This is a genomic window from Mycobacterium sp., from assembly GCF_004298145.1.
Lineage (GTDB): Bacteria > Actinomycetota > Actinomycetes > Mycobacteriales > Mycobacteriaceae > Mycobacterium.
In genome coordinates, this window is the sequence record NZ_SCRH01000047.1 from 117,873 (window position 1) to 132,375 (window position 14,503).

The window sequence follows — 14,503 nt, forward strand, 5'->3', positions numbered from 1 at the left end:
TGTCTTTGAAGATTCGGCTCGATTCCGACAGGTGTGTTGGGCATGCCCAGTGCTATGCGGTAAATCCCGACATGTTCCCGCTCGACGATGCCGGCTACAGCACATTGCAAGCTCACATCGTTCGTCCCGAGGACGTCGATATCGCGCGTGCCGGGGTCTCGGCCTGTCCGGAACAGGCTTTGATCCTCGAGGACGATGATCAGCCCTGAGGGTGTGAGCCGGATCGGCTGGTGGATCGTTGTGCGCGCCTGATCCCGTAGAGCCCACGACGTCGAAACGCCGGATCCCGTGGAGGAAAGGTTCGGGATCGAGACGCTCGATTATCAACAAGGGGATGCCACGGCGATCCTGCGGCTACCGATTCGCGGGCTGCGAAATCCGATTACAAACGAACCGACTCTCGCCCCGCTGGCGCTGCTCGTCGACGATGCTGGCAGTACCGCCACGTACGCGTGTCGTGGCAGACGTTGGCGGGTCACGTCGGAGCTGAGCATGCAGTTCGTTGCGGGTGCTGAATCGCTTGTCGAATGCGGTCTCGACGAGTACGTGCTCGCAAATGCCCGAATATTGAGCGCAACCCCTGGCAGTGCACTAGCCGAGTGCACACTGATGTTCGGCCCCAAACTAATTGGGGTGGCAACTGTACGGTCGGTGTACATCTCGGGGCACGTGGCCACTACCCACCGCCCATCCGAGACATTGGTGAAGACATCATGCACGTCGCTCGCCGAGCTCATGGCAGTCACGCCCTCGCCGGACGCGATATCGCGCTATACACTAAAGCAATTGCCCGATCCGATGGTCTTCAATGCAAAGGGGACGGTGCACGGAGGGGTGTCGGCCACGGCTGCCGAACTAGTTGCCAGCGCTGCTATCTGGGGTGAGACCTCTGGTGGCGGGTTTCGTTCAGGGTCTCTGCACGTCAATTTCCTGCGGCCATTCATCGCCGATGCCGATTCATGTTACCGGGGATCCGTCGTGCATGCGGGTTCAACAGTCGCCGTCGCCGAAGCGCAAGCAATCGCATCAAACGGCAAGATAGTGGTCACAGCACAGTTCACCGAATATCGATAGATGTAGGGGCAGAATCGATTTCATTATACGAGCTTTTGGGCGCCTCCGGCCGAGCGGCAGATCGCACATCCAGGGAGTCGTAGGAGGAATCTTGGGGCCACTGGCAGGACTGAGGGTCATCGAAGTCACCAATTTGGCACCGGTGCCATTCGGCTGCATGGTATTGGCGGATTTGGGAGCACAGGTGGTCCGGATCGACCGTCCCAAACGGGCCGGGCCCACCCTTCAACCACCACCCGGACCGCTGGATCGTGGTAAGTACGTTCTGAGCCTCGACATCAAAGCTGTTGAGGGCAAGGAGAGGTTGCTTGCGATCGCTGAGCACGCCGACGTCTTCGTGGAGGGCTTTCGGCCAGGTGTGGCAGAGCGATTCGGGATCGGACCGGCCGACGTTCAATCCCGTAATCCTGGGATCATCTACGGCAGAATGACCGGCTGGGGCCAGCAGGGCCCCCTGGCCCACATTGCCGGCCACGACATCAATTACATCGCGGTCGCCGGTGCTTTAGATCTGATCGGCCGTCCTGGTCAATCGCCGGTACCACCAGGCAACCTTCTGGGTGATGTCGCGGGTGGCGGAATGTTGTTGGCACTAGGTATTTTGGCAGCGTTGCACGAACGGCACACCTCAGGCCACGGCCAGGTCGTCGACGCGGCAATGGTGGATGGCGCTGCGCTCTACACCGCATTCATGCACGGCATGCACGCCGCCGGCTTGTGGAACGGGCCCCGCGGCCACAACGTGGTTGACGGTGCGGCTCCGTTTTATGACTCCTACCAGTGTGCTGACGGCGCCTACATCGCAGTCGGATGCTTTGAGCCCCAGCTCTCTCGTGAGTTGCTCGAAAAGCTGGATATCGACCATGCGGCCGTTCCGGCGCAGATGGATCGCGCCGGATGGCCGATGCTGCGCCAGGCACTCGGTGAGAGGTTCAAACAACGCTCACGTGACGAGTGGGCTCGTTTCTTCGCCGACTCCGACGCATGCGTGACGCCGGTGCTTAGCCCATGGGAAGCGCACAATCATCCCCATCATCGCTCACGGAAATCCTTCATCGAGGTGGCCGGCCTTGTGCAGCCGGCGCCGGCGCCGCGGTTCGAACGAACCCCGCCGCCGACACCGGGTCCCCCTGTCGACAGCAGAGCGTCTGTCGAAGAGTTGCTCTCGAGTTGGGGAGTCCCGGATGCGTCTGCCGCCGTCTGACCGTGAGGCGGTGGTTGTCTTTGCGAGGGCCGCGGGCATGCGGTGAAGGTCGGCTGTTGGCGGCTGCACGACCGGATCGCCCGCTTATCAACAGCGAGATCGCCTCGACCGAGGAACACGGCGCCGGCCCACTGCGGGCTGCCGGCCATGTGCTAATCGGAATGCGGGTCCCGAGGCGCTGACAAACGATGGCACGCTTGGCCGCACTGAGCGAAAGGGTGTTGGTAGGTCCGGTGGTGCTGCTATTACCGCTCTACGATCCGGCGATTCTCTCTAAGCAGTTGGCGGAGTTGGACCGCAGCAGAGGTGGCCGCATCGCCGTTGGCATCGGTGTAGGAGGGGAGTATCCGCTGGAGTTGACTGGCTGCGGTGTCTCATTGCACGACCGGGGACCGCGGACCGACGAGGCAATCGACCTCATGCGCGCGTTGTGGATGGACAGGCGCGGCAACCACGAAAGTCGTTACTGGCCTGCGCTCGACGCCACCGTCGGCCCACCGCCAATACGATGTGGAGGTCCGCCGATCGTCGTGGCCGGACGTAAACGCCCGGCGACGTGCCGCGCTGCTCGTCGTGGCGACGGGGGATGCCCTTCTGGTCTCTCCCCGGAGATATGCAGAGTCGGTGAACGTCATCGCCTTCGAGGCCGCCAGTGCGGGACGGGATTGGGCCGCGTTCGAATGGATGTGTTTCGTGTATGTCAGGGTCGACGATGATGCGTCGGCGGCGCGGCAGCGAGCGCTCAGTTTCATCGGTGACGGTCAGGCGGGAAGCTTCCACGTCGATTCAATGCGGTGCTGAACAAGATCGCGGCGGTGGGCGACCGGATACGGTAACCACGCGCTTACACGTATACGTTGACACTGGGGTTGGTCACCCGGTTCTCGCCTGCTGTGCACACGGGTGCTCACAGAAGTAACCCCAAGGCTTTTGGCGCCGCGGCGGGTGATCGGGGAATAGCCACTAAGCTTCACCATGCCACTGGCAGGGTGCGTCGGCCCCAGAAATTGAACGGTGCAATCCGTGTGGTGGGACCATCGAGTCGCAGAGTCGGGAAGCTGTCGAGCAGCGCGTTGACGGCGATGTGTGCCTCAAGCCGTGAAAGTTGGGCGCCGGGGCACACGTGTGCCCCACGGCCGAACGCGACGTGACGGCGTAGTTCCTCGGGAGAGCGGTCAAGCCGAAATTCGTCTGGCTCGGTAAATACGTCCGGATCCCGGTTCGCTGAACCGTAATTGACGTGAATCTTGGACTTCGCCGGGATCGCGACGCCGCTGAGTTCGACGTCATGCAGGCTGGTTCGGAACATGCCCAGCACGGGAGCGTCGAAGCGGAGGCTTTCTTCGATCGCGCGGTCGACAAGCGAACGATCTACGACTAGCGCAGCCCAGAGGTGGGGTTGTTCCAGCAGTCGCCAGATCAGGTTTGTCAGAAGTGAAGTGGTGGTCTCGTTTCCTGCGAGCAGCAGGTTCATCAGGGAGTTCGAGATCTCCAGATCGGTCAGTGGCCGGCCATCTTCGGTACGGAACACTAGGAGGGTCGACATCAGATCGTCGGGTATCAGTATTCCCAGATATTTGGGTCCTGGCTCCGCGACCGATTCGAGTGCGGCGCGGCGCGGCGCGAGTTGCTCATCCCAGTACTGGTTGAGTTCATCGACGATGCGATGGAATTCGCTGACGTCGGTGTTGTTCATGCCCTCTGCCATGAGCGTGTCGGACAGTTCCTTGAACCGATCGTGATCGCCGCTGACTCCCAACAGCCTGGCAATCACAGCCACCGGCAGGGGGGCGGCGAACAGGTCATGAAAGTCACCGGGGCCGTGCTGGCGCATGCCGTTGACGAGATCGTCGACTTGCGCGGTGATTTCAGGCTCGAGCGCAGCGATGCTGCGCGGTGTAAGCCCGGAGAGCACGGCGCGCCGGAACTTCAAATGTTCGGGACCATCGTTGTTGAAACCGACGCCGCGTTGGAACTGCGGTGAGATGCCATAGCGCGCGGTCCAATCGTCGCGGTTCATCGCGATCTCCACCACGTCGGCGTGTTTGAACGCGGTGTAGAAGGGTGGCTCGTGGCCATCGAATCGGTGCACTGGACACTGTGCCCGCATGGCGGCATAGGCAGGGAAGGGGTTCTTCATGACTTGGGGTCCCAGGGGGTCGTAGATCGGGCAGCCGGGCACGGTGATACTCCTATATTAAGGATCCAGGGTGGTGCCCTAATGATTGCGCCGTTGTGCGGTTCCGTCAAGGGGTGCGATGCTGCGGCCGTGACGACTTCGAAACCCCGGCAGCCCAACCGCGTAGGCAGGCCTCGCGATCAGGCCCTAACTGCGCGCATCCTGGATGCCGCGCGCCAAGAACTTGCTGCGGTAGGCGTCGACGGTTTCAGCATCCGGCAGGTTGCGCGCCGGGCGCAGGTGACGCGCAAGGCAATCATCGGCCGCTGGCCAGCCGCTGAGGGCCTCCTGCATGACGCCCTGGGGGCCATCGATGAGCTGCAGTTTGAACCCACGGGCGATTTGGCTACCGACCTCACTGAACTCGGCGAGCTTTTCATCGCCGGCCTGAGATCTGGAGCGCTCGACCTGCAGCTGCGTGTCACTGCCGACGCCCCCGAGCATCCACAGGTCTACGACATACTCCGGCGACACGTGGAAGAGCCGATGTCGCGAGCACTCGGCAAGGCGTTTAAAGCGGCGCAGGATTCAGGACAGGTTCGCGGTGGCGATGTCGCCTGGCTGATACGCGGGTTCGTGGGCGCCCTTCTCGCCAGGACCTTTCAACAACCACGGCGTGTCCCTCCGTCATCGATCGATCTGCAGGAGCTGGTTGCAGAGATGCAGCAGTGGAGCCGGCCAGCATCGTCGCCGTGAAATCGAGCTGACTGTCACGCATGTGGCCCTGCGGGGCGCTTTCCCAGTTCCGATCGCAACGATCCCCAGCCCCAAAGCCGGGGAAGTACCCGGTGCGGCGGCGAAAACCGCATTTGCGTGAGGGGTGTCTCCACCCCCCGGATTCGGGGACCGGGCGCTGGGATATGGAACGTCAATCGCGACAACCCGTTGTACACGTGTCCCATGCGGTGCCGCCCGATTCGCCACCGGCCCAGGGGAAGCGAGCCCGCGAAGCGATGATCCGCACGACAGTCAAGAACGTCGCGAGGCTCAGTTGGGCAGTTTCGCAAAGGCCCATCACTGTTAGCTCGACGGATCTCTGACCGCCCGGAAGCGAGGAATCCGATAAATTGTATAGACGTATAGGTTAGGTAATCGGATGTTGCTCGCGGGCCGGCGGACACCTGACGCGTGATTTTCTTAGCGTCTTCGGATACGCACGTTCCCTAGACCGTAATTAGTGCAATTGTATTCCTGAATCGAAGTGCAATGGGAATGCATTGGTCGGCGTCGAGTGCCGGTGTGCGGATGCGACTACAGGGAGCACTTCGTCCACTGCGGTAGCGATGAGGGCCGACAGTTCGGAATCGGGGACGGTGGCCCATCGTCGGTACGCAACGGTAATCGCGCCAATCAGGGCGCTGGCCCGCACGTCCCAGAGCAGCAGGTCGTCGGCGGAGGGTTCTGTCGCGTACTCAGTCGCGGTTGTGGCGCGAAGCGCGGAGGCCAGCGTGGTCTGTACCCGATGCGATGCCCCCAGGAAATATCGCCACACTTTTTCGTCCGTCGCGGCCAGTCGCATCATTTCGCGACTTTCTCCATTTAATTCAATATCGGCGTCTTTGATGGCAGTTATGATTGCGTCTCGCAGTGGCAAACATTGAATCAATTCGGAGAGTTGCTGCAAAAATTTTTTGATCGATTCCTCGACAGTTGCTGCAAATAACTCGCTCTTGCTTCCGAAATACCGATAAAGCGTCCGAGGTGATACACCCGCAATGGCAGCAATAGCCGACATCTTGGTCGCCGTATAACCTTGGACTCGGAAGGTATGGATTGCTGCCGCGACTATCTCGCGGTGCGTCGTCTCCATCCGCTCGCGCGTTGGTACCGCCTCGTAACTGGGAAAAGAGCCGGACGAACGACGACGCGCCACGTGTCGCAGTGTGTCACAGTCACACCGTGCCGCACGAGGATTGGTTTCCCGGGGTGTTCGTATCAGATGTCGCGCGCGAGGCCTCAGCAAAGGCGCTGGTTTGGCGTGAGAGTACCAACCTGTATTGAAAAACCAATTGCATCGACTGTTGCTCGACAAGTTTTTTGTGGTGTAGGGTTCACCGCAGCCGGGGGTGCTTCGATCACAGTATTAACGGAGACCTAGGAAATCGGGGATTGCGGAGGGTTAGTTGGCAATGCAGTGTCCAGGTCCGTCCGGTGGAGGCGCGTTTTGATCTCCGCCGGAACTCTCTCTAAGGGCATCGAAGGCGCAGCCAAGCCACTCCGGGGCGTCGGTGGCTTCTTTGCGATGTCGCTGGACACGTTCGTAGCGATCTTTCGGCCGCCCTTCGCGCTGCGCGAGTTCCTCACCCAGACCTGGTTCGTGGCGCGCGTATCGCTGCTGCCGACAGTCCTGCTGTCGATACCGTTCACCACGCTGGTGGTGTTCATCCTCAATGTGTTGCTCGTCGAGATCGGGGCGGCCGACTATTCGGGAAGCGGCGCGGCGTTAGGCACGGTGAACCAGATCGGTCCGATCGTGACCGTGCTGGTCGTCGCCGGGGCCGGAGCGACCGCCATGTGCGCCGACCTGGGAGCGCGCACCATCCGCGAGGAGCTCGACGCGATGCGGGTCATGGGCATCGATCCCATCCAGGCCCTCGTAGTGCCGCGCGTACTGGCGGGAACCCTTGTCGCCCTGATGCTCTCCGCGTTGGTCACGATGGTGGGCTTGGTTGGCTCATTCGGATTTTCGGTCTTCATCCAGCACGTCACACCGGGCGCGTGGGTGGGTGGACTGACACTGATCGTCGGGTTGGCGGACGTCATCATCGCGATGATGAAGGCCGCCCTGTTTGGTCTGTCCGCCAGCCTGATCGCCTGTTACAAGGGCACCACGGTGGGCGGTGGGCCCGCCGGCGTGGGCAACTCAGTGAATGAGACTGTGGTCTATACATTTATGGCTTTGTTCGCCATAGACGTGGTCGCGACCGCGGTGGGCGTGAAGGTGAGTCCGAAGTGAGTGCAACCGTACCGAGCACCCTGTTTGGCCGCACCGCCATGCTGGGATCGGGGCTCGCATCGGGCTGGAACCGCATCGGGCGGCAAACCCAGTTCTACATATTCACCCTGCGCAGCATTGGTGATGCTGTAGTCGCCTACCCTGTCGAACTACTGCGTCAGATCGCCCAGATGGCCTTGGGTGCAGGCGCTTTGATACTCATCGGCGGCACGACGGTCATCGTTGGCTTTCTCACGCTGTCCGCCGGTGCTCTTGTCGCGGTCCAGGGTTATAACGCTCTGGCCAACATCGGCGTGGACGCACTAGTCGGGTTTGTCGCCGCATTCATCAACGTTCGCCTTGCCGCTCCGTTGATCGCCACCGTCGGGTTGGCGGCCACCATCGGAGCGGGTGCCACCGCTCAGCTGGGTGCCATGCGCATCAACGAGGAGATCGATGCCCTAGAAGTCATCGGGGTCCGATCGGTGTCGTTCCTCGCCTCTACGAGGGTTGTCGCCGGTGTCATCGTGGTGGTACCGCTGTATTGCGTCGCGTTGCTCACCTCTTTTATGGCTTCGCAAGTAGTTGTCGGCATGTACGGTCAGTCGGCGGGTGTCTACAAACACTATTTCCGCACGTTCCTGAATCCGACCGACATGCTGTGGTCGGTGCTGCTGGTGATCATCTCCGGCGTCGTGGTGATGCTGGTGCACACCTACTACGGTTACACGGCATCGGGCGGACCCGCGGGTGTGGGCGAGGCCGTGGGACGTGCGGTGCGGGCGTCACTGGTCATTGCGGTATTCGTGATCTTGTTCGCGTCGTTGGCAATTTACGGCCACACCGGCAACTTTCACCTCGCGGAGTGACGGCGTGACGCGCAGACCTGGAGAAAGTCGCCTGCATCCGGCATGGTGGACTGGAGCTCTCATCATCGGGACCGTCGGCATGGTCGTGCTGTCCATGCTTCTGTTTAACCGGTCCTTCAATTCCTATGTGCCGGTGACACTTACGTCGGATCGAGCCGGTCTCATGATGGAAGCCGGCGCGAAAGTCAAATTACGCGGCGTCGACGTCGGACATGTCGCGGCGATCTCCGGGGGCAAGGAACCGGTCAGCCTGCACCTGAACATCGACACCGGCCAGATCAAATACATCCCGGCCAACGTCGACGCCCAGATCAAGGCCACCAGCGCGTTCGGCAACAAGTTCGTGGAGCTGGTCTATCCCAAAAACCCAAGTCCCCGAAGGCTTTCAGCCGGAGCAGTGCTGCACTCACGTAACGTCACCGTGGAGGTGAACACCGTCTTGCAGAACCTGGTCAATCTGCTCCACCAGATTGACCCGTCGAAACTCAACGCAGTGCTGACCACGCTCGCGGACGGTCTGCGCGGCCAGGGCGATCGCATTGGTGAAGCTATCACCGGCGCCAACCAGGTTCTTATGGCTGTGAACCCTAGAAGCGAGACCATCAGGCAAGACTGGCGTGCGCTCGGGAATTTCAGCGACACGTACGGCGCCGCGGCGCAGAACATCCTCAGCACCCTTGATGCGGCCAGCGTCACCAGCGCCACGATCAACGATCACGCGAAGTCGTTGGACTCACTGCTACTCAACGCAATCGGGCTCGCCCACGAAGGAATCAACACCATTGGTCCCAATGAAGACAACCTGATCCGCGCGATCAACATTCTCGAGCCAACCACCAACCTGCTGATGAAGTACAACCCGGAATACACCTGCTTGCTGACGGGGACCAAGCATTTCCTGGACACGATCGGCTACTACGCCACCGGCGGCGGAAACGGGTACAGCCTGATCACCGACACCGCGTTGATGTTCGGCGAAGACCCCTATGTATATCCAGACAACCTGCCCATCGTCGCGGCCAAGGGCGGGCCAGGTGGTAAGCCGGGTTGCGGCTCGCTACCCGACGCGGCGAAAAACTATCCGGTTCGCTACTTGGTGACGAACACCGGCTGGGGGACCGGCATGGACATACGGCCCAACATCGGCCTGGGCCATCCCTGCTATTCCCAATACTTCCAAGTGACCAGGGGCACCCCTCAGACTCCGAGCTACCGCTGCGTAGGCCCGCCATCGCCGGGCCTGGCCGTTCCGGCGCCCGGACCGCTGCCGCTGCCCCCACCCCCCGGGGGGCCGCCGCCCGGGCCAGTCCCCGAAGCCGCACCAGCTCCGCCGGGCCCATGATGATCTTCGACCAAAGGAACTCGCGATGAGAGAAAGCCTCTCCGGAATCCTATGGCGCCTCAGCCTCTTCATGATGGTGTGCGTGCTGGGCATCGTCGCGATCATCGCGGTGTTCGGACAGCTCAGGTTTCAATCAGAGAAGACCTATAGCGCGATCTTCGCCGACGTCAGCGGCCTTCGTGACGGCAATTTCGTACGCATCGCCGGTGTTGAGGTCGGCAAAGTGAAGAAGATCGACGTCAACGACGACGCGACTGTGACTGTGCAGTTTTCCGCCGACGACTCGGTGGTGTTGACGCAGGGCAGCAGGGCGGCTGTCCGTTACGAGAACCTCATCGGCGATCGGTATATGGCTCTCGACGAAGGAACCGGCTCCGTTCAGATACTTCATCCCGGTCAAACCATCCCCCTCGAAAGAACGCAACCCGCACTGGATTTGGAAGCCCTGATCGGCGGCTTCCGTCCCTTGCTGCGCGCTTTGGACCCCGACAAGGTCAACGCATTGACGGGACAACTGATCGTGGCGTTCCAGGGCGAAGGCGCCACGATCGGCTCCTTTTTGACTCAAACCGCCTCGGTGGCAAATACTTTGGCGGACCGTGACCAGCTGATCGGCCAGGTCATCACCAACCTCAACACGTTGCTGGATTCTCTGGGTGGCCAGACCAAACAATTCGACAAGGCCGTGCAATCCGTGTCAGAGCTCGTGAAGGGTCTTTCTGATCGCCGCACGGACGTCAGCAACGGGGTCGCCTACCTCAACGCCGCCGCGGGTTCGGTTGCCGACTTGCTCACCCAGGCACGCCCTCCGTTGCAGAACACCGTTCACCAGGCCGACCGCACGTCCGGACAGATCCTCGCCGACCACGACTACGTCGACAATCTGCTCGACAAATTGCCTGAGAAATACGCGATCCTGGCACGGCAAGGCCTACAAGGCGACTTCTTCAGCTTCTACCTGTGCGACGCGATCCTCAAACTCAACGGCAAGGGCGGCCAGCCAATGTATGTGAAGGTGGCCGGCCAGGCCTCGGGTAGGTGCACGCCGAAGTGAAAACCTTCTCCGAACGCAATCCGCTCATCATCGGCGCCATCGGGTTGGGCGCTACGGCTGGAATTGTGCTCGCCGCGCTGTTCTACGACAAGCTGCCGTTCATCTCCAGCGGAACCACGTACACCGCGTACTTCACCGAGGCCGGCGGGCTCAAAGGTAACGCCGACGTTCAGGTGTCCGGGTACCGCGTGGGAAAGGTCGCCAGCATCAAACTCGACGGGCAAAGAGTCCGGGTGACTTTCAAGATCACCGACAACATCCGCCTGGGTGACCGCACCGAGGCCGCCATCAGAACCAACACGTTACTGGGAACCAAGATTGTCCAAGTGAGTCCGCGCGGCACAGGCCGACTATCCGAGCCCATCCCGCTGGAGCGGACCACATCCCCGTACCAATTATCAGATGCCCTAGGGGATCTCACGAAGACCATCAGCGGCCTCGATACGGGTCAAGTGTCCAAATCGCTCGCCACCCTCGCGCAGACCTTCAAGGACACCCCTCCGGATCTGCGGGTTGCGGTCGAAGGTGTGTCCCGCTTGTCGCAGACTCTTGACAACCGCGACGAGCAGCTGCGCAATCTGCTGACCAACGCCAACAAGGCGACCACGGTATTGGCCCAGCGGAGCGACCAGGTAGTCGGCTTGATCTCAAATACCAACGCCTTGTTGGCTTCTCTGCTCGAGCAGAGCAGCGCGCTCGACCATATCGCCAACAACGTCTCGTCGCTGAGCAAGCAGCTGTCCGGCCTGATTGCCGATAACCGTAGTCAGCTCAAGCCAGCTCTGGACAAGATCAACGGTGTCCTGACAATCCTCGACAACCGCAAAGACCGCATCCAAAAATCCGTCAAACTGCTCAATGCCTACGCGATGTCATTGGGCGAATCCGTCGCGTCGGGACCGTTTTTCAACGCCTATGTAGTGAACCTGCTGCCGGGACAGTTTGTGCAGCCGTTTGTCGATGCGGCCTTCAAAGACCTGGGACTGGACCCCCATGTCCTGCTGCCGTCTCAGCGCACCGAGCCTCCGGTGGGACAGCCCGCGACGCCGCCGCTTCCGATGCCCTATCCGCGTACCGGACAAGGGGGGCCGCCACGGCTCAACCTGCCTGATGCCATTACCGGCAATCCCAATGATCATCAGTGCGGTCCCGTGCCATTGCCGGGTCCGGGGTGTTATCCATATCGCGAGCCACCACCGGCCCCGCCGCCAGGGGGGCCGCCGCCCGGCCCGCCGGCGCCGGCACCCCCAGGATTTGGCTCCGTGCCCTCGCCGTCACCGTCGCCTGTGTTCGTTCCGGCGCCCGGCGAGGCGGCCCCCGGATCTTCAGGGGGACAGCGATGACCATTCGTCGTAAGGCGCAAGCCGCACTCGCCGGCACGCTTGCGCTGCTGTTGGTGGGCGGCATCGCCATGGCCGTCCTCAACGCCAGCGCCGGCGCGAAGACGCGAATTGTAGCGTATTTCGACAACAGCAACGGTATCTATGCCGGTGATGACGTGTTCATCCTGGGTGTGTCGGTCGGCAAGGTCGAAAAGATCGAACCCCAGCCGATGCGGGCCAAGATCACCTTCTATGTCGATGCCGAATACAAGGTTCCCGCCGACGCCAAAGCGGCAATTGTCTCTCCGACGCTGGTGACGGCGCGCGCGATCCAACTCACCCCCGTCTATGCCAGGGGTCCCGCGATGAAGAGCGGTGCCATCATCCCGCAGGACCGCACAGCCGTGCCAGTGGAGTTCGATGATTTGCGTAAACAACTCGATAAACTGACCGCGACGCTGCAACCGGACCGGCCCGGCGGCGTGAGCACTCTCGGTGATTTCATCAACACCGCCGCGGACAACCTCCGCGGCCAGGGTGTCAACATTCGTGACACCCTGATCAAAGTCTCGCAGGCGTTTTCGGTGCTGGGCGATCACAGCAACGACATCTTCGGCACCGTAAAAAATTTGGCGGTTCTCGTCTCGGCGCTGCAGTCAAGCACCGACCTGATGCGCCAGCTCAATCAAAACCTCGCCTCGGTCACCGGTCTGCTCGCGGACGATCCCAATGCGATCGCCAACGCCGCCGACAATCTCAACAAAGCTGTGGTCGACGTTCAGTCCTTCATTGGCGAAAACCGTGAGCCGCTGGGCACCACCGCGGACAAGCTGACATCGGTGAGCAACGCGCTCGTCGAGAGCATCGACGACATCAAACAGACGCTGCACATCGCCCCGACGGCCTTCCAAAACTTCGTCAACATCTATCATCCCGCCTACGGCGCTTTCACCGGCGCCTTGGCGGTGAACCAATTCTCCGACCCGATCGCCTTCCTGTGCGGCGCAATTCAAGCGGCCTCCCGGCTGAACAACGAGCAGTCGGCCAAGCTGTGCGTGCAGTATCTGGCGCCGATCGTCAAGAACCGCCAATACAACTTCCTTCCGCTGGGTGGCAATCCCTTCGCTGGCCCCATCGCACGACCCAACGAGGTCACCTTCAGCGAGGACTGGCTGCGCGGGTTGTCCGAACCTGGACAGATCAGGGATCACTATGAGGGGCCACTGCCCGATGAAGGCCACCCACCACCGGGCACGGTGCCCCCGGTGGCGGCACCCATTGGGGTGCCTCAGGATTCAAGTCCGGTACCGCTTCCGGCTCAGGCCACCCCTACCGATCCTGCGGCCGGGCTGTCCGGCCTGATGACGCCCCCCGGAGGTGGGTCATGACCTGCCTGCTGCACAGGCCGCGCGCGGTGATGGCGTTGGCCGCCATCGGGCTGAGCCTCCTGTCGGGATGCCAGTGGCGTGGACTGAACTCGCTGCCATTGCCGGGAACCGCCGGGGGAGGGCCCGGCTCCTACAGCGTGCAGGTGCAGCTACCCGATATCACTACGCTACAACAGAATTCGCGGGTCCGTGTCGGCGACGTCACCGTTGGCAATGTCACCAAGATCGAGCGCCAAAACTGGCATGCCCTGCTGACGCTGAGGCTGGCCGGAGATGTCGACCTGCCGGCCAACGCCACCGCCAAGCTCGGACAGTCCAGTCTTTTGGGATCGGTGTATGTCGAGTTGGCTCCCCCCGCCGACACACCGCCGCGCGGCAAACTGCGCCAGGGGTCAATGATCCCGCTGTCGTCCGCCGGGATGTACCCGACCACAGAACAGACACTCTCGGCGGCGTCGCTGCTTCTCAACGGCGGGGGTGTCGGTCAGATTCAGCAAATCACCCAAACGCTCAGTGCCGCGTTCGCCGGACGCGAGCAAGACCTCAAAAGTCTGATCCACCAACTGGATAAGTTCGTTACCTACTTGGATGACCAGTCAGGCGACATCATCTCGGCCACCGACAAACTCAACAACCTGGTCGGTCAGTTCGCCGACGACAAACCCGTCGTCGACCGCGCGTTGAAGACCATCCCCGACGCGCTGGCGGTACTCAAGGATCGGCGCGCACAACTGGTCGAAGCCGTCGACCAACTCGGGAAGTTCAGCGCGTTGGTCGCCAAGGCAAGTAACCAGACCAAGGAGAGTTTGGTTTCCGAACTGCGCCAAATCGGCCCGGTGCTGGATTCGCTGGCCAATGCCGGTCCCGCCCTGACCCGATCGTTGAGCCAGCTTGCCACCTACCCGTGGCCTAATGAAACGCTGGACAAGTGGATTCGTGGTGACTACGCCAACCTGACCGCCGTTGTCGACTTGACGCTGAGCCGGATCGACCAGAGCATATTCACCGGCACGCGATGGGAAGGCAACCTCACTGAACTCGAAATGCAGTGGGGCCGAACGATCGGGCAGATGCCCAGTCCCTACACGGCCGGCAATCCGCTGATCAGACCCTATCGCTGGGATCAGGGGCCCTGA

At 61.6% G+C, this 14,503-nt stretch carries 14 protein-coding genes and 1 pseudogene; 13 read left to right on the forward strand and 2 right to left on the reverse strand.

Annotated features, from left to right (window positions below; all coding sequences use genetic code 11):
• Window positions 1–5 precede the first annotated feature (5 nt).
• The 5 genes and pseudogenes from EPN51_RS20330 (at window position 6) to EPN51_RS20345 (ending at window position 3,079) form a co-directional block, all read left to right on the forward strand.
• Window positions 6–209 (forward strand): ferredoxin, encoded by a 204-nt coding sequence (locus EPN51_RS20330; protein WP_293046368.1) that lies wholly within the window; start codon window positions 6–8, stop codon window positions 207–209.
• Window positions 210–288: 79 nt separating this feature from the next.
• Window positions 289–1,074 carry a PaaI family thioesterase gene (locus tag EPN51_RS20335; RefSeq protein ID WP_293046071.1) on the forward strand — a complete coding sequence of 262 codons (786 nt, stop codon included), beginning with the start codon at window positions 289–291 and terminating at the stop codon, window positions 1,072–1,074.
• An 88-nt stretch (window positions 1,075–1,162) separates the two neighbouring features.
• Complete coding sequence (locus tag EPN51_RS20340; RefSeq protein WP_293046371.1) at window positions 1,163–2,278, forward strand: CaiB/BaiF CoA-transferase family protein; 1,116 nt, start codon at window positions 1,163–1,165, stop codon at window positions 2,276–2,278.
• Between the two features lie 188 nt (window positions 2,279–2,466).
• Window positions 2,467–2,874 (forward strand): annotated as a pseudogene (locus EPN51_RS29065) (LLM class flavin-dependent oxidoreductase); the annotation flags it as partial.
• A gap of 28 nt (window positions 2,875–2,902) precedes the next feature.
• Window positions 2,903–3,079 (forward strand): hypothetical protein, encoded by a 177-nt coding sequence (locus EPN51_RS20345; protein ID WP_293046074.1) that lies wholly within the window; start codon window positions 2,903–2,905, stop codon window positions 3,077–3,079.
• A 169-nt stretch (window positions 3,080–3,248) separates the two neighbouring features.
• On the opposite strand, the gene EPN51_RS20350 is transcribed toward EPN51_RS20345, so the two are convergent.
• Window positions 3,249–4,418 (reverse strand): cytochrome P450, encoded by a 1,170-nt coding sequence (locus EPN51_RS20350; protein WP_293046076.1) that lies wholly within the window; start codon window positions 4,416–4,418, stop codon window positions 3,249–3,251.
• 81 nt (window positions 4,419–4,499) lie between these two features.
• Between EPN51_RS20350 and EPN51_RS20355 the strand changes: the two genes are divergently transcribed.
• On the forward strand, window positions 4,500–5,153 hold the full coding sequence (locus EPN51_RS20355; RefSeq protein WP_293046079.1) for a TetR/AcrR family transcriptional regulator: 654 nt from the start codon (window positions 4,500–4,502) through the stop codon (window positions 5,151–5,153).
• Window positions 5,154–5,631: 478 nt separating this feature from the next.
• Here EPN51_RS20355 and EPN51_RS20360 read toward each other — a convergent pair whose 3' ends face one another.
• Entirely contained in the window at window positions 5,632–6,330 is a 699-nt protein-coding gene (locus EPN51_RS20360; protein ID WP_293046081.1) for a TetR/AcrR family transcriptional regulator, read from the reverse strand.
• A 369-nt stretch (window positions 6,331–6,699) separates the two neighbouring features.
• On the opposite strand from EPN51_RS20360, the gene EPN51_RS20365 reads away from it, so the two are divergent.
• The 7 genes from EPN51_RS20365 to EPN51_RS20395 are packed head-to-tail and all read left to right on the forward strand — an operon-like array spanning window position 6,700 to window position 14,503.
• On the forward strand, window positions 6,700–7,413 hold the full coding sequence (locus tag EPN51_RS20365; RefSeq protein WP_293046374.1) for an ABC transporter permease: 714 nt from the start codon (window positions 6,700–6,702) through the stop codon (window positions 7,411–7,413).
• A 38-nt stretch (window positions 7,414–7,451) separates the two neighbouring features.
• Entirely contained in the window at window positions 7,452–8,261 is an 810-nt protein-coding gene (locus EPN51_RS20370; RefSeq protein ID WP_293046377.1) for an ABC transporter permease, read from the forward strand.
• A 4-nt stretch (window positions 8,262–8,265) separates the two neighbouring features.
• On the forward strand, window positions 8,266–9,603 hold the full coding sequence (locus EPN51_RS20375; protein ID WP_293046083.1) for an MCE family protein: 1,338 nt from the start codon (window positions 8,266–8,268) through the stop codon (window positions 9,601–9,603).
• 25 nt (window positions 9,604–9,628) lie between these two features.
• Window positions 9,629–10,657 (forward strand): virulence factor Mce family protein, encoded by a 1,029-nt coding sequence (locus EPN51_RS20380; RefSeq protein ID WP_293046086.1) that lies wholly within the window; start codon window positions 9,629–9,631, stop codon window positions 10,655–10,657.
• Window positions 10,654–12,000, forward strand: a complete 1,347-nt coding sequence (locus EPN51_RS20385) for an MCE family protein (protein ID WP_293046088.1) — start codon at window positions 10,654–10,656, stop codon at window positions 11,998–12,000. Before EPN51_RS20380 ends, EPN51_RS20385 begins: the two co-directional genes overlap by 4 nt.
• Window positions 11,997–13,367: an MCE family protein gene (locus EPN51_RS20390; RefSeq protein WP_293046091.1), complete on the forward strand. Its 1,371-nt coding sequence runs from the start codon at window positions 11,997–11,999 to the stop codon at window positions 13,365–13,367. The genes EPN51_RS20385 and EPN51_RS20390 overlap by 4 nt, the downstream gene beginning before the upstream one ends.
• The gene (locus EPN51_RS20395) at window positions 13,364–14,503 is read left to right on the forward strand and encodes an MCE family protein (RefSeq protein ID WP_293046093.1); all 1,140 of its coding nucleotides are present in this window, start codon (window positions 13,364–13,366) and stop codon (window positions 14,501–14,503) included. Before EPN51_RS20390 ends, EPN51_RS20395 begins: the two co-directional genes overlap by 4 nt.